The following is a 21,305-nucleotide window of genomic DNA, read 5'->3' on the forward strand; positions in this document are numbered from 1 at the left end:
CCTTCTTCGTTCAGCGCACAAGGCTGAGGCGTGGGGCGGGCTTTTCGGATGGGGTCCAGCCCAGATGCGGGGCGACCTCACTGGCGATCAGCTCGATCGAGCGCAGTGTGAGCTCATGCGGCGGATCGGCCGAGTGGACCTGGAAGACGATGTCGGTGACGCGCGGCAGAGTGGTGTCGCGGCTGAGGCTGTCGAGCACATCCTCGACCGTACCGACATGCGTGTCGGTGGCCCCGATGAGATGGTCGAGATCGTCGCTGTCGAAGCGATGGCCGCCCTTGGCGAGGCCAATCGCGGCCCTCTTCAGGCCGACGGCGGCGTAGCGGCGAGCTTCTTCGCGGTTGTCGGCGACGAACAGGGTGCGCGACGCGACGATGCGCGGTGCGATCTCGCGCGGCAGATGCTCGAAGTAGGCGTCGATGATCGGATGCTGGATGTCCGGCAGACTGGCCTGGGGCCGATCGGCCGGGCGCGGCTGGGTGCGGGATAGCATCAGGCCGTCACCGGCCTTGCCGGCACGGGTGCCGCCCGAGACCGAGAAGGTCGCCTGCCAGAAGCGCTCGAGCAGGTGCGGCGCGGGCGGATACTGCTTTGTGTCGCCGACGATGGGCGAGCCCGAGAGGGCGGTGCGGAAGATATCGAGGTGCTTGGCGTAGATGTCGTTGCGCTCGGCGACGTCGTAGCCGAAGGCGGTGAACGAGGCTGGCGTGCCACCAGCACCGAGGCCGAGTTCGAGCCGGCCACCCGAGAGCAGATCGAGCACCGCAGCATCTTCAGCGACGCGGATCGGGTTCTCCAGCGGCAGGGTGATTACGCCGGTGCCGAGGCGAATGCGCGAGGTCAGCGCCGCAACATGCGAGAGCAGCACCAGTGGGGAGGGCAGGCCGCCTTCGTCGCGGTGGAAGTGGTGTTGGGCGACCCAGGCGCTGTCGAAGCCGTGCTGTTCGGCATGGACGATCTGCTCGACGGCGAAGCGGTAGCGGTCGCCGGGCGAGGCGTCTTCGAGCAAGCGGGTGAAGAAGCCGAGGCGCTTGTGAAGGTGAGAACTAGGCAAGAGCGTGGCTCCTTTTTCCGGGAATGGCATCGATGAGTTCGCGCGTGTAGTCGCTCTGCGGGCGGAGGAAAACGTCCTCTACCCGGCCGGACTCGACCTGCTTGCCGTTGTGGAGGACGGAAACGGTATCAGAGATCTGCCGCACCACGGCGAGGTCGTGCGAGACGAAGAGGTAGGTGAGGCTGCGCTCCTTCTGCAGCTCGTCAAGGAGCTTCAGGATCTGGGCCTGGACGGTGACGTCGAGGGCGGAGACCGCCTCATCGAGGACGAGCACCTTGGGATCGAGAATCAGCGCGCGGGCGATGGCGACGCGCTGGCGCTGGCCGCCCGACAGGGCCCGCGGGCGGCGTTTGCGTAGTGCTTCGGGCAGACTGACACGCTCGAGCAGGGCGTTGACCTTCTCGGCTCGGACTGCAGCGTCGCGCTCGCCGAAGTTGATCAGCGGTTCCTCGACGATGCCGAACACGGTCTGGCGCGGGTCGAGCGAGGAGAAGGGGTTCTGGTAGACGAGCTGGATGGTCTGGCGGAACTTGCGCAGCGCCTCACCCTTCAGCGCGCCGATGTTGGTGCCTTCGATGTGGATGGCGCCGGCGGTGGGCTCGCCGAAGCCGACGACGTCGCGGACTGTAGTGGTCTTGCCCGAGCCGCTTTCGCCGACGATGGCGTGAGTGGTGCCGCGGCGGACGGTGAAGGACACGCCGTCGACGGCGCGGAAGTTCTTGCGGCCCTCGGTGGTGAAATCGTGGACGAGGCTGTCAACGATGATCGCGTCCTCGCCGGCGGGCGGTGGGGCTCGGAAGGTGTTGGTGGCGAGCGAAGGGGCATCGGCGAGCAGGCGCTGGGCATAGGCGCTGCGCGGCGCGGCGAGGAGTTGCTCGGTGTCGCCGGTCTCCTGGATGCGGCCGCCCTGAAGCACAACGATACGGTCCGCCCGGTCGGCCGCGACGCCAAGGTCGTGCGTGACCAGCAGCACGGCGGTGCCGCTCTCGCGGCGCAATTCGTCGATGAGGTCGAGAATGCGGCGCTGCACGGTGACGTCGAGGGCGCTGGTGGGCTCGTCGGCGATGATCAGTTGCGGCTTCAGCGCGATGGCGATGGCGATCAGCACGCGCTGCTTCATGCCGCCAGACAGTTCGTGCGGATACTGTTTTGCGCGCAACTCGGGGTTCGTCAGGCCGACGCGTGCGAGCAATTCGATGACACGGGTCTCGATGGCCTTGCGATCGCGTTCGCCATGGATGCGGAGGATCTCGCCGACTTGGGCGCCGACGGTCTTCACCGGGTTCAGCGACGACGTCGGATCCTGGGGGATAAGACTAATGTGCTTGCCACGGATGACGTCAAAGCGCTTGCCGCTCCAATGAGCGATGTCTTCGCCGTTGAGCCGGATGCTGCCGGTCTCGATGCGGCCGTTCTCGGGCAACAGCCCGATCACCGATTGGGCGGTGGTGCTCTTGCCCGAGCCGGATTCACCGACGAGCGCCACCACTTCGCCGTGGGCGATGGTAAAGCTTACCTCGTGGGTCACCCGTGTGATCTCGTCACCTTCGCGATACGCGACGGAGAGGTTCTCGATGGAGAGAAGGGGGATGTCGGTCATCTTAGCGCCCGTTGCCGAGCGAGCGGCTGATGCGGTTGGCGGCGAGCACCACGATGACCACGATGATGCCCGGCGCGGTGGTGAGCCACCAGGCGGTGGAGATGTAGTTGCGGCCCTCGGCGATTAGCAGGCCCCATTCCGGGGTCGGCGGCGGCGCGCCGTAGCCGAGAAAGCCGAGAGTGGAGATGGCGAGGATCGCGCCACCGAACTGCAGGGCGGCAAAGGCCAACACCGAGACCAGTGAGTTGGGCAGCACGTGCCGCCAAAGCACGGCAAAGAAGGTGCCGCCCGAGCCGAATGCGGCCTCAACATAGTCCGAGCGCCGGACCCGTACGACTTCGGAACGCGCGAGGCGGGCGAATGCGGCGATGGAGGTGATACCTACCGCGATGGCGGCGTTCACAGTACCAAAGCCGAGCAGGATAATGATCGAGAGCATCAGCAGCAGGCCGGGGATCGACAGCAGCACGTCGACAAGGCGCATGATTGCTTCCTCGATTATGCCGCCGGTGGAACCGGCGATGACGCCGAGTGCAGTGCCGACGGTCAGGCCGACCGAAACCGCAACAAACGCGCCGGTCAGCGAATGGACCGCGCCGTAGACGATGCGGGCAAAGGTATCTCGGCCCAGCGCGTCGGTGCCGAGGATGTGCAGCGCCGAGGGCGCCTTCAGCTTTTCAACCGGCACGCCTTGGACCGGGTTGTAGGTGGTGAACAGCCACGGGAAGGTCGCGAACAGGATCACAACCGCGATGGCGGCCCAGGCGAGGACCAGCCCCAGATCGAGCTTGCGCACGCGGTTGGCGAAGCTGGCAAAAAGCTGGCTGCCCTTGGATGGAACCAGGGTTTGGGCGGTGCCGATGCTGCTCATGCTTTCGCTCCGATGGATTTGCGCAGGCGCGGGTCGAAGACTGGATAGAGGAGGTCCACCGCGAGGTTCACGAGGACGAAGGCGGCGGCCGAGAACACGACCACGGCCTGAATGACGGAGGTGTCCTGGAAGCGGACCGAGCGCTCGGTGAGTCCGCCGATGCCGTTGAGGCCGAACACGGTCTCCGTGATCACCGCCCCGGCGAGCAATTCGCCGAACAGGATGCCGGCGATCGTGAGCGTGGGGAGCAGGGCGTTCTTGGCCACGTGCTTCCAAAGCACCCAGCTCAGCGTGGCACCTTTGGCGCGGGCGACGGCGACGAATGGCTGGGTAGAGACCTCGTCGATGTTGCGCATCAGGATCTGCGCCAGCGGCGCGGAGATCGGCACGGCAAGGGTAAGGACGGGGAGGATCAGGCCTTCCCATTCGCCCGGGTTGATCACCGAGATCCACTTGAGGCGGAACGAGAAAATCTGGATCAGCATGATGCCGAGCCAGAAGACCGGGACGGAGACGAAGAGCGAGGGGATCGACTGGATGGCGTTCCGCAGCCAGGCGAAGGGCGCGAGGCTTGCGAGGAAGGCGAGGGTGAAGGCAAGCAGCACCGCGAGGGCGAAACCGAAGCTGGCGAGGCGCGCGGTTGCTGGCAGGTTGGCCAGCAATTCATGGGCAACCGGGATCGAGCCGACGACAGAGTAGCCGAACTGGCCGGTGAGGAAGTTACCGAGCGCCTGCAGGTACTGGGCCCAGAGCGGGCTATCGACGCCGTAGGCTTCGCGCATGTCGGCGATCTGCTCTGGGCTGAGGCCAAGCTCGGGGCTCTGAAACTTGATCAGGATCGCATCACCGGGCAGCGCCTGCAGCAGCAGGAACGAGACGGTGAAGGCGATCCAGAGGACGAGCAGGGCCTGACCGATGCGGCCCAGAATATAGCGCGACATGACCTGAGCTCCGCGGAAATAGCGGGGGAGGCCCGGGCTATTGCCCGGGCCGGAGATGCGTCAGTGGGCAGCGACCCATGTGTTGTAGAAGCTGGGGCGGCCGACTGCCTCGAACTCGAGGCCGTTGACGTAGGGCGCCGTGGCGAACGCCTGCGGTTCCTCGAAGAACGGGATCGTGTAGGCTTGGTCGAGGACGTGGCGCTGGATGTCGCCGGCGATGGCGAGGCGCTTCTCGCGATCTGTCTCGGCGGCGAGGCCTTCGAGAAGGGCGTTGAGCTTGTCGTCGACAAAGTTGGTTTTGTCAGACGAACCGCCCTTCTGCAGTAGCCAGTCGCGGTTCTTGGGGTAGTAGGCCGACTTGATCACGTCCGGATCAGCGCGGCCGACCATGGTGACGTTGACCGGGGTTTTGAGCGGATCGAGCAGGTCGAGGGTACGGCTGCCGGCATCACCGGCGAGAACGTTGAGCTTGACGCCTACCTGGGCCCACTGCTGGGCGAGCAACTGCAGCACGCCTTCGTTCTGCGGCTGGGGCAGCGACACGTAAACGGTGAGGTCGAGCTTCTTGCCGTCCTTTTCGAGGATGCCGTCGGCGCCCGGGGTCCAGCCGGCTTCGGCGAGCAGGGCCTTGGCCTTGTGCTGATCGTAGACCAGCTTGTCACTCAGATCGACGTAACCGGCGGCCTGCGAGGACAAGACCGAGGTCGCGAGCGGGTAGTTGGCCGAGAACAGGGTTTCGACAATTTCCTTGCGGTTGGTCGCGAGCAGCAGGGCCTGACGGACCTTGAGGTCAGCGACCAGCGGATTGTCCGGGCGGAAGCTGATGGCGTTGTTGAGGCCGCGGGTGCCCGGCGCGTAGATCGGGAAGCCGGCGTCGATCACCTGCGGCTCGTCATAGGCCTGGATCTGGCGGATGGCGTCGGCCTGGCCGGAGAGCAGGGCGCCAATGCGCACGCTGTCCTCGGGGGTGATGATGTACTTGATGCCATCGAGGTAGGCGCGACCCTGGTGGGCAAACTTCACCGGAGCCCAGTTGTAGTCTTCGCGGACCTTGAGGTTCAGTTCCTTGCCGAGCGTCTCGCTTTCGACAACGAACGGGCCGGTACCGATGATCTTGGTGGCATCGCCGAGCTCGTCATACGGCAGTGCCAGCGTTGAGGCGGCCACGATGCCCGAGCCGATCACGGCAGTGCCCTGCAGGAAGCCCGGCGAGGGCTTCTTGAAGTGGAACTTGATGGTGAGGTCGTCGATGACCTCGGCGTGGTCGTAGTTGTTGATGACCTCGGAGACCGGGTACTTCAGGTCCTTATTGCCGAGGCCGAACGTGTCGTAGTTGAGCGCGACGGTCTTGGCGTCGAGCGGGGTGCCATCCGAGAAGGTGATTCCGGGACGGAGCTTGAACGTGTACTCGGTCGCAGTGTCATTGACTTCCCAGCTTTCGGCCAGCCACGGCTCGATCTCGAGCGTCTGCGGGTTCTGGTAGGTCAGCTTGTCGGTGATCTGGTTGAGCACCCCACCGTTCGGGTAGAAGCCGCCCGCCGGGGGATAGAGGTTCGTGTGGGCCTGCTGCTCCAGATAGATCAGCGTGCCGCCAGTTATCGGTGCGTCCTGGGCAAGCGCCGGAGACATGACCATGCCGGCCAGCAGCGCTCCAGCCAGGGCCTTGAGCGCCGTGCGGCGATCGAGTGAGAGAATGGAGCGAACCAACGCTGCCTCCTTGAATTGCACCGTCCGGCCGACACCGAACGTGCCAAAAGGGTAGCGCTAAATGGCCGGCACTCAACTATCTCTATCGAAATAGTCGTCTATCTGCCTATCCGAAGATTGAACGGATTTGCTGCGCTCCTAGTCATTTGGAGAACGCGACCTGACTACGGCGGCAAGTGCGCTTAGACCCGGCATCGACCTGCGACCGCGAGCCAATGTCAGAACTGAATAAGGCATCTGTCGACGGTGGGCAGAGACCGTCCTTTGGGCCGATTAGCGGCTGTCGCGGACGGAGAGGGACGCGCACTTTGGACGGTAAGTAGCCAACCGAAGCGCGTGAGCGCGGGTTTAAGAGTTTGTGAGCCTGCTGTCATTGCCCATTCTGTCGCCCCGTGCGGCGTACTAGGTACGGCTGTCACTGCCGCTTCGGCGCAAAGGGCCTCTGCCCCTGTCGAGGCAGCCGCAAGGTCACCGCAAGTAAAGGTCTGCGACAACTGAGCATGACCGTTGCCCGCTTGAATTGCGCGACCCGGCAGTTCCGGGCCTCACGGGATCGGATCATTCACTCCGGTGCACATAACCACTCCCATTTCTGCGCGCCAAATATCCGCTGCTGGCCCTTGGCGGACATCAGTGGCGTATCGCGTGCTTCACAGACCGGATCGCTTCAACATGAGCCGACATTGGCGTTTGGATCGATCCGTGGCGTGCGCCGTTACTTCGGCGACGCGGGAGGATGGCTTGTGTTGGAGGCGAAGGGGTCGCCTTCAGCCGCTCGAGGCCGGTAACCGAAATCGCTGCGGCAAACCGAAGGTGATCGGATGACATTTCTCTGGCATGGGGTTGCCCCGCCGCTCACCCGCTACGTCAACTTTCTCTACGCAGCACAGGGCGCCATGCCCTATTCGCGCGACGGCATCTTTCCGACGCCCGCTGCCGATCTGAAATTCAACTTCGGCGAACCTTGGCGGGTGAGTAAACGCCTGGAGAGTCCGGGGGCCGCCTCATGCAACCAAAGCTGGTGCCTCGGCCTCTGGAACCAGCGTCATTTCGTCGAATGGCCAGAGAACACCGACTTCATAGGCGTGAGTTTCAAGCCCGGCGGAGCCCATGCGTTCCTTGGTGTGCCGCTGTCCGAACTGCGCAATCGCGTAGTGCCGCTCGAGGCGCTCTGGGGCGACGCCGCCGAGATCCGCGACCGGCTGTATGACGCCGCAACGCCCGAACGCCGGTTTGCCTTGCTGGAAGACCTGCTCCTGGCTCGGCTCGCAGACAATTCCGGAGCAGCGCGGCTAGTTGAGCATGTTGCGGGACAGATCGTCGGCCGGCACGGCACGATAAAGATCAGCGACCTCTGCGATGAGGTCGGCATCACGCACAAGCATCTCATCACGCTATTCGATCGCATGGTCGGCTGCACGCCCAAGCAACTCGCGCGGCTCTGCCGGTTCGGGCACACGCTGAGGAACATCGATTTGAGCAATCGGATCCGGTGGACGTCGGTTGCCCATGACAGCGATTATTTCGATCAGGCGCATTTCACTCGTGACTTCCAGGCCTTTGCCGGCCTCTCGCCGTCGGCCTACCTCAGGAAGCGTCTGGCCGTTTTTGCGGAGAGCCCGGATCACGCGACCATCCCCTGGGTGCTCCCCGCGGGTCAAATTTGTACAAGCAGCGACTAGCGTCGCCTCCTATCGATCAACGGTTCGAAAGGAGAATGGGAATGAAACTCATCACCAAGCCAACCGTCGACACCTCGAATATCGGATCTGGATATCAGCTGAGTCGGCGGACCTTCGTCGGCACAGCGCTGGCAAGTGCCACCATGGCCGCTACGCTTGGACGTCCATCTCTAGCACAGGAGGCGCAATTGCCGCAGACGGTCAACTCGAAAGACGGCACGCGCATTGCATTCGATCGGTACGGCGAGGGACCGGCCCTCCTCTTAATCGGCGGAGCCTTGAGCGAACGATCCGCCTGGACCCCGATGGCCAAGCTCCTGGCCCCGCGCTTCACCGTCTTCGCCCTGGACCGCCGCGGCAGGGGCGACAGTGGCGACACGCCGCCCTATGCCGTCGAGCGCGAGATCGAAGATATCGAGGCTCTAATCGACGAAGCGGGCGGCACAGCCTTCATCCACGGGCAATCCTCCGGCGCTGTTCTCTCGCTCGAGGCCACGGCCAAATATCCCGACAAAGTGCAGAAGCTCTCCCTCTATGAGCCGCCCTTCATCATCGACGACAGTCGACCGCCGCCGCCCGCGGACTTTGCCGAGCACATCGATCAACTGCTCGCATCAAATCAGCGAGGCGAGGCCATCGAATACTGGATGGCTGACGTCGTCGGGGCGCCAGCCGAGGTCGTGGCCGAGATGAAGGCCTCGCCAGCCTGGCCGGCGCTGGAGGCCGTGGCCCATACTCTGCCCTATGACATTGCGATCCTCGGCGGCAACATGGCCGGCAATCCGCTGCCCGCCGAACGGTGGGTCAGCGTTACCCCGACAGTGCTGGTGATGGATGGCGGCGCCAGCCCCGACTGGATCCGCAATACCGCTCGCACGCTCGCCGATGTCCTGTCCAACGCGGAGCATCGCAGCCTCGATGGGCAGATGCATGACGCAGCGCCGGAGATCCTCGCCCCAGAACTGGAGCGGTTTTTCCTGGCGTAGACCCAGGATCTCCGCCGCACGCGCGCCGAGCCCGACTGCAAAGGAGCAGGCCATGGACATCAACGAGACAAACAAGCAGCGATATGTGCAGTTCTACAAGGGCGCCATCAACGACCGGAACTATGCCCTAGTTGACGAAACGGTGTCGCAGGACGTGATTTCTCACGACGCGTTTCCGGGTCAGCCAGCAGGCCCGGAAGGACTGAAACAGACGTTTTCAATGTTTCACCGGGCGTTTCCCGATCTGCACGCGGAAGAGCAGATCGTCGTAGCCGGCGATGACCTGGTAGCTGCCCGTTTCCTCGTGACCGGAACCCACAAAGGGGAGTTCATGGGGCAAGCGGCGACCGGAAACCCGATCTCCTACACGGAAGCGGTGTTCGTCCGCTTTCGCGACGGCAAGATCGTCGAACATTGGGCGGTGGCGGACGTCACCGCCCTAATGGCCGCGATCTCTCCTGCAGGAGGCAACTGACCGACCACTCCGATGTCCGCTTGTGGCGCAAAGCGGACCTCGAGCAAGGCCCGCTTCTGGCCCGAAGCCGTCGCTGCGATGCTTTCTTTTCTCGTGGATGTGCGTAGTCTCACCGAAGAGATCGAACTGACGGGTGGACGTGTTACAGCGGGAGTCGTTCGTGTGGGTGAAACCGTGCGGCGCCCGATTTCCGCTGATCGGCAGCAAGTCCACGCATTACTCCAACACCTAGAGGCGGCGGCGCTGACTTCAACCCCTCGCTTTCTCGGGGTAGATGATCGAGGGCGTGAAATCCTGAGCTTCCTTCCGGGGACTGTTCCCCGCGACCTCGGGCACTACGACGATGCGACACTCTTTGATGCCGCCGCTTTGCTACGACAATTCCACGACGCAACCACGGACTTCCCAGCCGTAGCAGCTGCGGCGGCGGAAGTGATGTGTCACAACGATTGAGCTGGCTCGACCTCGGCTATGCCCACTACACGGGCCAGCAGCAAATTCGCCGGCTTAAGGTTTTCCTTGAGGGATATGCGTGCCCTGACTACTCCGTCCCTGTCCTCGCTACCTTTTGTGTTGCCCGTCAATTCGCACTGTCAGTGGCGGGCCGAGCACGGGGTGACGTTGCACTGACTGATTGGGCTTTAGCGTCCGCCAGCTGGACAATTGAGCATGTCGTCGAGCAGATGCTGCCGACGGGCATGATGCCCGCGAAATGACCGCTTCTGGCGCGAAACCGACCCTTGGTTTCGCGCCAACTTTCAGAGTTCGATCTGCTCTGCGAGCCGAAGCGCATCGTCAACCTCTACGCCGAGGTAGCGAACCGTGGTCTCGATCTTCGCGTGACCGAGCAGCAACTGGACGGCTCTCAGGTTCCCTGTCTTCCGATAGAGCTGGGCGACCTTGGTTCGTCGCAGCGAATGGGTGCCGAAGCCGCGGTCATCGAGCCCGATGTTGCTGATCCAGCGATGGACGATGCGTGCGTACTGTCGGGAAGAAATGTGTGGGCGCCGATGAGACCGGCTCCGAAACAGGTGACCGCCTTCATCGGATGGCTGGCTAGCCAGCAAGCGTTCGACAGACTGCCGCGTCACCTCCGTGACTTCGAATTGCACAGGCCGACCGGTCTTTTGTTGCACAACAACCCCACGATCGCGGACGAGAGCGCCGGAGCAGATGTCCTCCGTCTTGAGACGGACCAGGTCTGACGCCCTCAGCTTGCTGTCGATAGCCAGGTTGAAGAGCGCCAGGTCCCGTGGAGAGCCAGACATCTCGAGGCGAACTCGGATCGACCAGACCTGCCTTGGCAACAATGGGCGTTTCTGGCCGATTGTTAGTCCCTTGTTCCAAGGCCGGCGAACCTGAACGGCAGTGTCCATGGCGACTTCCTCGCCATCCCGCCCACCGCTTCGCTCCCGCGAGCAGATCAAAATAGCTCAAAGGCCGGTTTCTGGCCCAAAGGAGCGCTAGGTTGCCATCCCCGACACAACATCCTTCAAACGTGGCTAAGCTACTTTCGAGGCCGTTGTTTGCGTACTTGGTGCGTTGCCGAACCGCACGACAAGATCGGCCGCCAACTGCTGCAATTTGCCGAGATCCTCGTCGCCGAACGGATGTTCCTCATAGTCAAGGATGACCAGCGAACCCACCGTTAGGCCATTGTCCAGCGTCAGGGGCACGCCGGCGTAGAAGTCGACTCCATTGCCCTGCAAGTACGGGTTGTCGGCAAGTTCCTCGCCCTCGATACCGGGAGGGATCAGCAGTGGCGTTCCACGTTCTGCGATCATCTCTGTCAGTTTGTAGGCTCCTTCTTCATCCCGGTGCCGCTCATCATCGAGCAGATTGATGGTCGCCAACGGCACCCCCATCGCGTCAGCAACTGCCTGCAGAGCTCGCCCCAGCTCGTCATCGCCGCGGCCGGCACCACGGAAGGGCTGATGGCCGGCCAGTTTGGCGGTTGCCGTTACCACGTCGAGATAGCTATCGATCTCGGCCAGGGTATCCTGGAATCCATGCGTGACGCTGTCCACGCGAAGGGCTTCGGGGGACGCTAACGATCCATCCCCGCTGAGCTGACTGACGATGACCTTTAACCCCGGCCTGATGAACTTGAGCCGGCGCGTGACATAACGCGTGTGTGCCTTGAAGTCGGCACCGAAATAGAACAGGCAAACCACCTCAGCGCCGTCGATGTCGATGCGGCCGATGCTCTCCTGGCGGACTGCCATCGGTGGCAGCACCCGCGATGCCACCTGCTGCCCTGCCAACCGTTGCGCCACCACCCTCGCCGCACTCTCGTCGATTTCAGTGCGCCCGCCAATGAGGACTACCGCCTTCCCATCGAGCTGTTCCACATGTCCCAGTTCATCGATGACCGCGTCGATGCTGGTGGCTAGAACCCGCCGCTGTGCCAGCGCCTCCGGCGTGTCCGCCAGCTCGTTGCTGGCAAGTCGGAGCGCGGGTAGCAAAGTGTTCTCTTGAAAGGTCTCGAGCCCACTTTCCTCGACGATCTCCTCTGCAATCTCAATTGCCTCCTCAACGCTGCCTTTCAACATGCGCTGATAGAGCCGCTCGGGTGGTTCCAGTACCGGCTCACTGCCCAGGAGTGTTTCGAGCACCTGGAACTGTGGAATGTAGCGGCCGATAACCACAAGACAGACCGTCATGGGGGTCGCCAGTATGAGCCCTACCGGTCCCCACAGGGTGGCCCAGAACATGGCAGAGAGCAGGATTGCGATCGGCGAGACCCCTGTGCTGGAGCCGTAGATGCGCGGCTCTACGACGTTGGCGGTCGTGAGATCGATCACCACAAACAGCCCGACTGTCGCAAGCAGCATGCTCCAGCCCGAATCCACCGCGAAAGCGAGGAGGATGGGAATGCACGCGACCAGCAGACCGCCCACGAAAGGAATGTATCGGAACAGCATGATCATCAGGCCCCACAAGATTGCCCCCGGCACCCCGATGATCAGCAGCCCGAGACCGAAAAGCATTCCGTAGCCGACGTTGATGAAGAGCTGCAGCTGCAGATAGCGACCAACACGCTGACTAGCGTCACTCATCGCCAAGTTGGTGGTGCTATAGCCGCCGCGGCTAACGAGACGGATGAACCGCTCTTGCAGCTCACCTCGCCCTAGAAGCAGGAAGATCAGGAAGATGACTACGATCGCTGCGGTCGCCAGAGGCCCGGCCAGCGTGCCCAGTAGAGTGCTTACAACACCGAGCGGATTGCCGACCTCGTTGGCGATCGTCACCGGAACGGGCGATCCTGGTCTTTCCTGAAGACCACCGCCGTCCGACGCTGAAGAGAGTTGCTCGGTAAGTGACCCCACCGCGGCGGTCAGTCCATCGAGAAACCCGCCACCCTCGAGCTGTTGCTGCAGCTCGCGCAGCTTGTTAGCGATCGTCGTCTGATATGCTGGCAGTTCAGCGCCGATTTGGATCAGTTGCGTTCCGGCTACGTATGCGAACAAGCCCAGCATAAGAAACGCGGTTAGGACGCTGGCGATCACTGCTACCGCATCGGGCAGATGGAACTTTCGGCTCAACAGGTCGACCATCGGGCTGAGGGCGAAGGCGAGCAGGATCGCCAGCACCAACGGCACCAGAATCCCGGCGCCCAGATACAGCATGGCCACCACCAGGGCGAAGGTTGCTACCGTCTCGAAGATTCCACGGCGCGTCAGAGGTGGCCGATCGGAAAGACGCAAACTCGGCATGGCTTACCCCTGCATGACTATCACAATGGTCGAGCGAGCCTGAGGTTGCCCCCACGCGACGTCTGTGAATTCTAGTCAGGCCCTTCATCGTGGCGGATGCTTCGATGGCGTGCACCAGTGGCCGCTTTTGGCGCTAAGCGGACTCTGGCCGAGATAGCCCATGATCGCTCTCGGGTGGCTATCCCGTGGCTACCACGGCCGAGCGTCAACTTCCAGCTCGCCCGCCGCCTCAGATTCACTTAAGGATATCAATGGGTTATTGGCGCACCCGACGAGATTCGAACTCATGACCTCTGCCTTCGGAGGGCGAAGAGGGCGCTTTTCAAGAGGATTGCTAGGTTCGCTTACGTCTCTGATCTACCTCAATGTTCAGGATTCTAGCAGCCTATTTCCCGGCCAGCAATTCATCGACAGCGGCACCATCGTTGTGACCGGTTTGTGACCGGCGGCCCTAGGGGCAAGTGCCATGGGGTGGGGGTCGGGATCTCGTATATGGCTCCGCCGTATTTTTTGATTTTCCGCTGTAAAGTTGTGCCCAGGCTTGTAGGTGGCAGCTCTGCTTGACGGACGGCTTTCAAGGCATGCCTTAAGGCCATCGCTAGAAGGCCTCTAGAAGCCCCTGGGAGTGCCATATGAGGCGGTTTGACGAGGCGCCCAGGGAAATGGCGCCAAGGCTCACGTACCACGCTCTACGAGTCTCCAAATGAACTAGCGCTGTAAATCCTAGAGATCCCGCACCAGTTGCCTTGAGGGGCCGGAACCATTCAGCGGCGAATTAGGAGGTTCCATATATGGGAGGGTTGGTGGTGGTTTATAGCCTGCTGACCAATGGCAGGGTCGGTACTGCTTCAGGCCTTCGTTCCGTCGTTGACACTCTTTTAGCGCCATGAACGTATAGAGAACGAGCTTGGCCGCTGTCTCGCTTCCAAAGCGGTGGCTAACTCTGCGTGCAATCTCAGGGAAGGCGCCCCGTTCAGTTATGCTCGCGTGACGAATCACAAGGCGCCAGAAGGAATGGCTATGATCACCAAGACTGGCGTCGAACGAGCCTCATGGCTCACCAAGCATAAGATCATTGAGGCTGACGCGCGCGACTTGTCCTTCATAGCAACCGAGAGTGTGCACTTCGTTTGCACATCGCCTCCGTACGCATCGCTGATCCAATACCCCGATCATTCGGGGCAGCTTGGCAATATTGCCTCTTACGAGATCTTTCTTGAGGAGATGGACAAGGTGTGGGCTGAGTGTCTTCGCATCCTCGTCCCGGGCGGACGGGTAGCCTGCATTGTCGGCGATGTGTGCATATCGAGGCGCCAAGGTGGCCGGCACTATGTGCTGCCGCTCTCCGGCGACTTCCAATCCCGAACTCGCAAACTTGGCTTTGATAACTTGACGCCCATTCGCTGGCAGAAAATCGCCAACATGAAGCTAGAGGCATCTCGGTCGGGCCGGTTCCTCGGGAAGCCAAATCTGCCAAACGGCATCGTGAAGAACGACATCGAGAACATACTATTCTTCCGTAAGCCCGGCGGCTATCGCAGCCCGACGCCTGAGATGGAACGTCTGTCTAAGATCACTACCGACGATTACGTGAAGTGGTTTTCACCAATATGGACCGATGTGAAGGGCCAGATGCGCAAGGAGCATCCCGCCCCCTATCCGATCGAGGTGCCTCGCCGCCTCATCCGAATGTTCAGCTTTGCCGGTGATACCGTGGTCGACACTTTCGGCGGCACTGGTTCAACAGCGATGGCAGCGCTTGAAACCGGCCGGAACAGCATCAGCGTCGACATTGAACCAAAGTACGTCTCGATGATGGAAGAGCGCCTGACCACGCTCGGCGGGATCGACGCGAACGTGGAGGTGCATCGGAAAGCGCCTGCTGAGGTTGTCAACGTTGCGTCCGTCGCGTCGTGAGCAAAAAGAAGAAGGTACCAAAGCCGGTGGCACCAACTGGGGTGCCCGAGGTTGATCTGCTTGCCGCTATCCAACCCACGATCCAGGACTACATCAACGCCGTCAGTGCCTACGTTCGGACGCAATCAACGCTCGCAGCGGGTCCAAAGAAGGCTGGACAGATCCGGCTATCAAATGGCTTATCACGAGCCCTTGCAAATGAGCTAGTCGCGAAGCTTCCCGCTCTCAAAGACCGGCTTGTAACCCAAGAGAAGAAGGTCGCAGGCGGTCTGCGTACAGTGAACGCCGACGTCTCAGAGAGTCACGAGCTCGACGGCTTGCGACTGGCTGTTGAGCTCAAGCCCATCAATCTGGCTGTGGGGCGTGCTATCTGGAATCGCTTCGGAGATATCCGTACGTTCGCCGTGAATATCCACCTGAAATTCCCGTTCGCGGTAGTTGGCGGCGTCCTCGTGATACCGACTTATGAAATCACTGGGACGAAAGCGGCGAAGGAAGCAGAGATTGAGGAGATCCAAGAGGAAGAGGACGTAGATACTGAACAGGCTTTGGAGATCGTCGAATTGGAAGAGGCGCTACCGGTAGCGATTGCTGCTGTTGCGGCGGCCCCAACCAGCGGGGTAAAGCGCCCGACGACGCACCTTATCGAACGTGCGATTGATCGCCTTGTTCGTGCCGGGGGCCGCAAGAGTGAAGCGGAATCCACGCATCTTCTCGAAGGCATCGCGGTGCTAGTGTACGACCCGGATACCGCGACCATCCATCCCACGTTGCCGCCTGCGGGTAGTAGGCTTCGATGGGACGAGTTCGTTGATGACATCGCAACTTCGCGGCGGGCTCGTTTCGAGGACTAGCCCGGTACTCGTCAGCTTGTCTTTCTGCTGAACCAGTCACTTAGCCGAGCCTCATATTGTCCGAACGCATGATCCCGCGATAGGAGGGCGTCAATTTCTGACATGCCCTGGGATAACAGCCGCTGGTGTTCGGCTTCAGATAAATCCGACATGGCGACGACCTGCTCAGTGCTGAGAGCGCTCGGCTTCAGGTTGATGCTGGCACCGGTGACTTCCCGGAATTTATCTTCCATTACCATCGCCAACTCCGCTTCGTAGCCGTGATGCACGATGAAGCTGTCATGGACTGGCAAGACAGGGATGTCGCGTTTCGCAAAATGGAGCATCACAGCTTCAGCGATGTCAGAATCTAATCTCTGCAGCTTCAGTCCATAGCCGGTGCCAAAGTACGGCTTGAAGGGCAAAAAGCGGTCCTTAACCCGCCTGAGGAATTCATTCCAAGTCATACCGACAGCTTCCGGGTCAAAACCCTCAACCGGTTTGATTGAGATGCCTTTCGCGTTGATCAGAGCGTTGAATGTGCGCTTCACCACCTCCCTGCTCCCAAGTCCAATTGCGTAGGGATCTTCGGGTTTCGGAAGTCCCACTTCGTGATAGAGGAAGGTAGGGTGGATGGCCGAGTAGTCGACCTCCACGGTTCGCTTTCCGTTGATGGTGATGTAGGGTCGATACGCCTTCGGAATCTCTTGCCACCAACCTCCGTAGAAGCGACCTCCATCCTCAAGGGTGCCGTTGTTAAACACCCGGTAGAGGGTTCTCTTACCGAAATCGATCGTTCGCTCTGAACCGTCACGCTTGGCCATATAGCCTAGCATTTCCTCCATTTGCTGATCCGTCACCTCCAAGTCGGGCCAGTGGTGCAACAGCACTCGATTTATGGTTGCTACCCGATCTTCCATGATCAGCGTTTCGCCGGTAATCGACAGCGGGATGTAGCGTCTCGACCCTGTTTCGTCCCTTTTGGCTCTGAGGCGAAGCGGAAACGCCTTCGGGTCCGAGTGGATATCAGCGACTTCAGCACCAAACGATTGAGCAAGGGTCCTGAGCTTGCGGCTCGGCTGGACAAGGTTCGGCCGTCTAAAGGCCTTGGACTTTGAGGCCCTTCCACTTCGGAACCTCACGTACCCTTCCTCGCGTAGAAACCGCACTACCGTCTCAACCGAAGCATGGGTGATAAGAGGGCCGAGGAGCAGTTGATTCTCTTGATACCAAGCCTTGCGACCCGGAAGTGCCACCCATGCACTGTCGGAGGCGAGCGTCGCCCCAACTACGTTCAAAGCTATGACCTTCAGGCTATGTGCAAGGGCAGCTTTGAAGTGAGGTTGAGGGCGACGCAATGGCTGGTACCACGTCTCAAAGTCCGCTAGCAGAGCCCCTAACACCGGCTCCATTCGGACCGTGCCCGTAATGTCCGGACGGAATGGTACGAGCATCCACGTGCCCCCTCATCAAGCGGCGATCTTTTCAGGCGCTGCATTTGATAAGTTGTAGTCATATACCAATACGCCATCATACCAGACTCTGCACTCTGTGATATGATCACGAAGGTACATATGATCAACGTAGGACGATAACTTCAAAAGAAATTCTACCATCCTATCATGTGACATCTGTGCCATATATAGAGGAGCATTTTTCATTTCCTTCGTTAGGCCTTGCTTTATGGCAAACTGACCAAATTTCCTAACGGGATATCCATTAGTTTTTGTAAATCCAATTTCCACAACTATCGTCTTTTGTATCTTGCTAAAATCATAGAACATTCTAACGTTATTCCCTAATCTCAGATGTTATTATGGCGCATCCTTATCCGATGCAGACATTAGGTGGGAAAGGCGGTTGGATGCTTCAAGAGCGGCTCACGAATATTGTCGTCTAGTCAATCACCACCACCAACCCTCCCATATATGGAACCTCCTAATTCGCCGCTGAATGGTTCCGGCCCCTCAAGGCAACTGGTGCGGGATCTCTAGGATTTACAGCGCTAGTTCATTTGGAGACTCGTAGAGCGTGGTACGTGAGCCTTGGCGCCATTTCCCTGGGCGCCTCGTCAAACCGCCTCATATGGCACTCCCAGGGGCTTCTAGAGGCCTTCTAGCGATGGCCTTAAGGCATGCCTTGAAAGCCGTCCGTCAAGCAGAGCTGCCACCTACAAGCCTGGGCACAACTTTACAGCGGAAAATCAAAAAATACGGCGGAGCCATATACGAGATCCCGACCCCCACCCCATGGCACTTGCCCCTAGGGCCGCCGGTCACAAACCGGTCACAACGATGGTGCCGCTGTCGATGAATTGCTGGCCGGGAAATAGGCTGCTAGAATCCTGAACATTGAGGTAGATCAGAGACGTAAGCGAACCTAGCAATCCTCTTGAAAAGCGCCCTCTTCGCCCTCCGAAGGCAGAGGTCATGAGTTCGAATCTCGTCGGGTGCGCCAATCATTTCAAAGACTTAGCTAGGCCGCCGATGTCCCGATCAAGCCTCCGGTCACAATCCGGTCACAGGCAGTTCGAGAAATGGCATCAATAAGGAGACGGGCGCGCCGACCGTCAGCCATGTTTCTTGTCATGCTTCTCAGCCAGTTTGCTGTGATCGATCCGGTGATGGCGGCCAACGCTTTATGGGAGGGGGAGTGGACTTCTGACAGCAGTCGGTCATGTGATGAGCCAATTAGCAAGATTCGCTACGTCACACTCTCTTCAGAAGTCACCATGAGCTATTGGCAAATCAATGGCGAACAGAAAAGTACGTTGACCGGAAAATTCGGAGAGATAAGTTTTCCACATGGAGAAGAGCCACCTATCTGTTTCATTCAGAAGATTACAAATATCGTCGACCTTCCTGGATGGATATTTGATCTCGAATGTGGCGGGGAAGGCGAAATATGGAAAGAACGAAGTGTAGCACTGTCCATTGCGCAAGGCGATGAACTTATCTACTACGACGGATCCAGTTCATTGCATTTGTATCGATGCGCTGCAGATATACCTGTGCCAGTGCTTAGGAAGAACTCGCCTAGGCGCCAGTGACGGGCGCATCAATAGGCCATTTTTGGCTGTTAATTCACGTTCTATTCCACTTTCAAATCTGACACAAACAACGGTAGATCATGCAGGTCAAATCGCCTGACTGGAAAAATTAGCTGCACAAATATTAAGCACCCGCTTACCAAATCAAACCTATAGACCATATATTGCGGGCCCGGCATAACATCAGGCTGTGCACTCGGAGCCACACCAATCCAGAAGAACGTCTTATCGTTCTCTTCGTACAGAGCATCAAGTACCAGATCCTCCATTGAGTATGGCGCAGCACTTTCTCCATTAAGAAGATCCAGGTAGCTCTGCGTTTTTCCGCTTCGTATGCTGGACGATACCGTGTCCTTTGCTGCAGCTGCTAACGTATGAAATAGCTTCGGATCGATACTGCCTTGATCGGCATCAACCGACGCCAGACTTGATATTGAGAAAGACGCCTGCGATTTGAAATCCACAAACACAGCGGAGACCTTCCCACCGCCCGAGGGGGCAGCCAACATAAGATCCTGGGCTTCATGGCTTCTCTCCGCATTGCGCCACAACCCAGATCGCTCAATTGTCACTGGTGACGGACAACTACCGATTTTTAGAACTTCCTGGCCGCTAGCGCATGCCATCGAGAGGAGCCACAAGGAGGTTGCTGCAACTTTTGAAAGCATTGCTGTGTTGCTCCGAGACCAACCTAGAATTGCAGCCCGGCAGGGCGAAAGGGGATGCGCGAGGCTTTAACGCGCTCCGCAAGGTCCTGGCGGTTCTTCAACTCCAGCATGCGTCGCACGGATTGATGCAAAAGCGGCGCCTGCAGGCTTGGTCCGAGCAGTATGGTTTGAACCAATGCCTCAAGCGAGACGGCATTGTCGACAGCGCCAACGATGGGTGCAATCTTCAGCTTCAGCTTGGGCTCCACGCCTCGGTTTGTGACCAGATAACCGCGATACTTCTTCAACAGTCCGCCATGGTCGCGCTCAGGCAAGTACGCGATGCGCCACTCCTTCTCCTCATGAAAACCCGCGTGTTTTGAGAAGAGTGACGCCAACCTCAGCCGCCCAAACAGCGCCTCCACCGCGTATCGAAGCTCCTCTCCCTTCACTTGCTTGTCCAAAACGACATTTGCAAAGAGATTGGCCTGAGCATTGAACCACGCCCTTCGCTCCGACGCGCTCAGGTAGTGAACGCGGTCAACGATGAGCGGGCTTCCTGGCACCTCCTTCATTGGGCTTCCATCCAGGACCAGCGCTACACCTTTGCCGCCGTCGCCGTACCCACGCCACATAGAAAGGAGGCCATCCTCGTCTGCAGGATCGTGCTCCGAGAGGCAAAAGATATAGGTGTCAAAGAGGTGATTTACTTCGAAATTTCTAACGCAATCTTCAAGTAGACCCCGAAACTGCTGTTGGGTTACCTCAGTGACCAGCGCTGAATTAATTTCTTCATGATAGTAGTATGCCTCCAGCCCTTCCCGAATTCCCCCTCTGACCTCTTCGATGTCGTTCATAAACAATGGGTTAGAAAACCAAAGTTCGTTGTTGCTGACTATCGCGTCAAGAGTTGCAATGGACGTGTAGTGAGCCAAAAGAGGAGGATTGCCAAAGTACGATGCATTAGTCACATCGGCGTAAAGCCTTTCGTCCACTACTTGCCAAATCTCACTCCTTGACCTGTCCATCACCAAAACGCTCTCCTGAGTATATCACTACTGTGTCATTCTTCGCATTGCACCGCAAGTTTCCCGACCAATCTCTTGATGTCAGGGTGAGAATACCGCGACAGTTGGCTCAATGTTCGGTGGCCACTAATCAACTGCACCTCCGGAATCGTAAGTCCGATATCGAATAACCGGCTAATGGCCTCGTGCCGAAGGTCATGAAACCGCAATTCGACGCGGGCCAAGGCTCTAGCTCGTTCAAAACCTAATCTTAGGCCGTTTACTGTAATGGGCAGCACCGATCCCTTCGCGTTCGCTGAAATCTTGCCCTTGAATAGCACCACGGCAAGCGGCGAAAGCGGTATCATCCTTGGCCTTCCGTTCTTGCTGGTCCGGATGAGCAACTGCTTTTTGTCTAGATCGACATCGCCCCAATCCAAACCCAACAGTTCCCCTCTTCGCATTCCGGTCTGAAGGGCCAACCGGATGGAGAAGGCGATGCAAGGATTAGACTGGCATTCCGCAGCGGCCAACAGCTTGGCTACAACGTCATCCGTAATCCTACCCACATAGAAATGAGCAACAGGAGGAATTTGCACCTGTGCCAAGGCCAGTTGGGGAACAGACCATCCCCATTCCTTCCCAGCAGTCCTCAAAGCGTGACGTAGAACGTTCAACTGCCTCCTAAGAGTGGACGGCTTGATCGTCATCAAGCGTTCATCCCGGTATTTGGCAAAATCCTCTGATCTGATCTGCCGCACCGGTTTTCTCGAAAGGGGGTGCCTCAGCATTGCATGAACCACATATCGCTCGGGTTCAG

The 21,305-nt window shown here is 59.5% G+C and carries 18 protein-coding genes; 7 read left to right on the forward strand and 11 right to left on the reverse strand.

Going from position 1 to position 21,305, the window contains the following annotated elements; all coding sequences use genetic code 11:
* Positions 1-10: 10 nt before the first annotated feature.
* From ACOYW5_RS12365 to ACOYW5_RS12385, 5 genes are read right to left on the reverse strand one after another with little or no spacing between them, the layout of a single operon-like run.
* Positions 11-1,054: a putative FMN-dependent luciferase-like monooxygenase gene (locus ACOYW5_RS12365; protein ID WP_423065194.1), complete on the reverse strand. Its 1,044-nt coding sequence runs from the start codon at positions 1,052-1,054 to the stop codon at positions 11-13.
* Positions 1,047-2,654: a dipeptide ABC transporter ATP-binding protein gene (locus tag ACOYW5_RS12370; RefSeq protein ID WP_423065195.1), complete on the reverse strand. Its 1,608-nt coding sequence runs from the start codon at positions 2,652-2,654 to the stop codon at positions 1,047-1,049. The genes ACOYW5_RS12365 and ACOYW5_RS12370 overlap by 8 nt, the downstream gene beginning before the upstream one ends.
* Position 2,655: 1 nt before the next feature.
* Entirely contained in the window at positions 2,656-3,525 is an 870-nt protein-coding gene (locus tag ACOYW5_RS12375) for an ABC transporter permease (protein ID WP_423065196.1), read from the reverse strand.
* Positions 3,522-4,466, reverse strand: coding sequence for an ABC transporter permease (locus tag ACOYW5_RS12380; protein ID WP_423065197.1), 945 nt, complete (start codon positions 4,464-4,466; stop codon positions 3,522-3,524). The genes ACOYW5_RS12375 and ACOYW5_RS12380 overlap by 4 nt, the downstream gene beginning before the upstream one ends.
* A 60-nt stretch (positions 4,467-4,526) precedes the next feature.
* Positions 4,527-6,101, reverse strand: coding sequence for a TIGR04028 family ABC transporter substrate-binding protein (locus ACOYW5_RS12385; RefSeq protein ID WP_423069460.1), 1,575 nt, complete (start codon positions 6,099-6,101; stop codon positions 4,527-4,529).
* Between the two features lie 893 nt (positions 6,102-6,994).
* Here ACOYW5_RS12385 and ACOYW5_RS12390 point away from each other — a divergent pair.
* The 4 genes from ACOYW5_RS12390 to ACOYW5_RS12405 all read left to right on the forward strand — a co-directional run bounded on the left by ACOYW5_RS12390 (position 6,995) and on the right by ACOYW5_RS12405 (position 9,769).
* The gene (locus tag ACOYW5_RS12390; protein ID WP_423065198.1) at positions 6,995-7,855 is read left to right on the forward strand and encodes a helix-turn-helix domain-containing protein; all 861 of its coding nucleotides are present in this window, start codon (positions 6,995-6,997) and stop codon (positions 7,853-7,855) included.
* 41 nt (positions 7,856-7,896) lie between these two features.
* Positions 7,897-8,841 carry an alpha/beta fold hydrolase gene (locus tag ACOYW5_RS12395; protein ID WP_423065199.1) on the forward strand — a complete coding sequence of 315 codons (945 nt, stop codon included), beginning with the start codon at positions 7,897-7,899 and terminating at the stop codon, positions 8,839-8,841.
* A gap of 52 nt (positions 8,842-8,893) precedes the next feature.
* Positions 8,894-9,316 (forward strand): ester cyclase, encoded by a 423-nt coding sequence (locus ACOYW5_RS12400; protein ID WP_423065200.1) that lies wholly within the window; start codon positions 8,894-8,896, stop codon positions 9,314-9,316.
* A gap of 78 nt (positions 9,317-9,394) precedes the next feature.
* Positions 9,395-9,769: a hypothetical protein gene (locus tag ACOYW5_RS12405; RefSeq protein WP_423065201.1), complete on the forward strand. Its 375-nt coding sequence runs from the start codon at positions 9,395-9,397 to the stop codon at positions 9,767-9,769.
* 305 nt (positions 9,770-10,074) lie between these two features.
* On the opposite strand, the gene ACOYW5_RS12410 is transcribed toward ACOYW5_RS12405, so the two are convergent.
* Positions 10,075-10,692, reverse strand: a complete 618-nt coding sequence (locus tag ACOYW5_RS12410) for a tyrosine-type recombinase/integrase (protein WP_423065202.1) — start codon at positions 10,690-10,692, stop codon at positions 10,075-10,077.
* Positions 10,693-10,818: 126 nt separating this feature from the next.
* Entirely contained in the window at positions 10,819-13,032 is a 2,214-nt protein-coding gene (locus ACOYW5_RS12415; RefSeq protein ID WP_423065203.1) for an AI-2E family transporter, read from the reverse strand.
* Between the two features lie 1,020 nt (positions 13,033-14,052).
* Between ACOYW5_RS12415 and ACOYW5_RS12420 the strand changes: the two genes are divergently transcribed.
* On the forward strand, positions 14,053-14,949 hold the full coding sequence (locus tag ACOYW5_RS12420; protein ID WP_423065204.1) for a DNA-methyltransferase: 897 nt from the start codon (positions 14,053-14,055) through the stop codon (positions 14,947-14,949).
* Entirely contained in the window at positions 14,946-15,803 is an 858-nt protein-coding gene (locus ACOYW5_RS12425) for a hypothetical protein (RefSeq protein ID WP_423065205.1), read from the forward strand. The genes ACOYW5_RS12420 and ACOYW5_RS12425 overlap by 4 nt, the downstream gene beginning before the upstream one ends.
* 11 nt (positions 15,804-15,814) lie before the next feature.
* Here the strand turns inward: ACOYW5_RS12425 and ACOYW5_RS12430 are convergent, their stop codons facing one another.
* Entirely contained in the window at positions 15,815-17,236 is a 1,422-nt protein-coding gene (locus ACOYW5_RS12430; RefSeq protein ID WP_423065206.1) for a hypothetical protein, read from the reverse strand.
* Positions 17,237-18,357: 1,121 nt separating this feature from the next.
* On the opposite strand from ACOYW5_RS12430, the gene ACOYW5_RS12435 reads away from it, so the two are divergent.
* Positions 18,358-18,831, forward strand: coding sequence for a hypothetical protein (locus ACOYW5_RS12435; protein ID WP_423065207.1), 474 nt, complete (start codon positions 18,358-18,360; stop codon positions 18,829-18,831).
* Positions 18,832-18,872: 41 nt separating this feature from the next.
* Here the strand turns inward: ACOYW5_RS12435 and ACOYW5_RS12440 are convergent, their stop codons facing one another.
* The 3 genes from ACOYW5_RS12440 to ACOYW5_RS12450 form a co-directional block, all read right to left on the reverse strand.
* Positions 18,873-19,499: a hypothetical protein gene (locus ACOYW5_RS12440; RefSeq protein ID WP_423065208.1), complete on the reverse strand. Its 627-nt coding sequence runs from the start codon at positions 19,497-19,499 to the stop codon at positions 18,873-18,875.
* Positions 19,500-19,522: 23 nt separating this feature from the next.
* Entirely contained in the window at positions 19,523-20,473 is a 951-nt protein-coding gene (locus tag ACOYW5_RS12445; RefSeq protein WP_423065209.1) for a DUF2971 domain-containing protein, read from the reverse strand.
* Positions 20,474-20,541: 68 nt separating this feature from the next.
* On the reverse strand, positions 20,542-21,246 hold the full coding sequence (locus ACOYW5_RS12450) for a site-specific integrase (protein ID WP_423065210.1): 705 nt from the start codon (positions 21,244-21,246) through the stop codon (positions 20,542-20,544).
* Positions 21,247-21,305: the final 59 nt, after the last annotated feature.

Origin of the sequence: Devosia sp. CN2-171, from assembly GCF_049354815.1 — a bacterium.
In the GTDB taxonomy this organism is placed as follows: Bacteria; Pseudomonadota; Alphaproteobacteria; order Rhizobiales; family Devosiaceae; genus Devosia_A.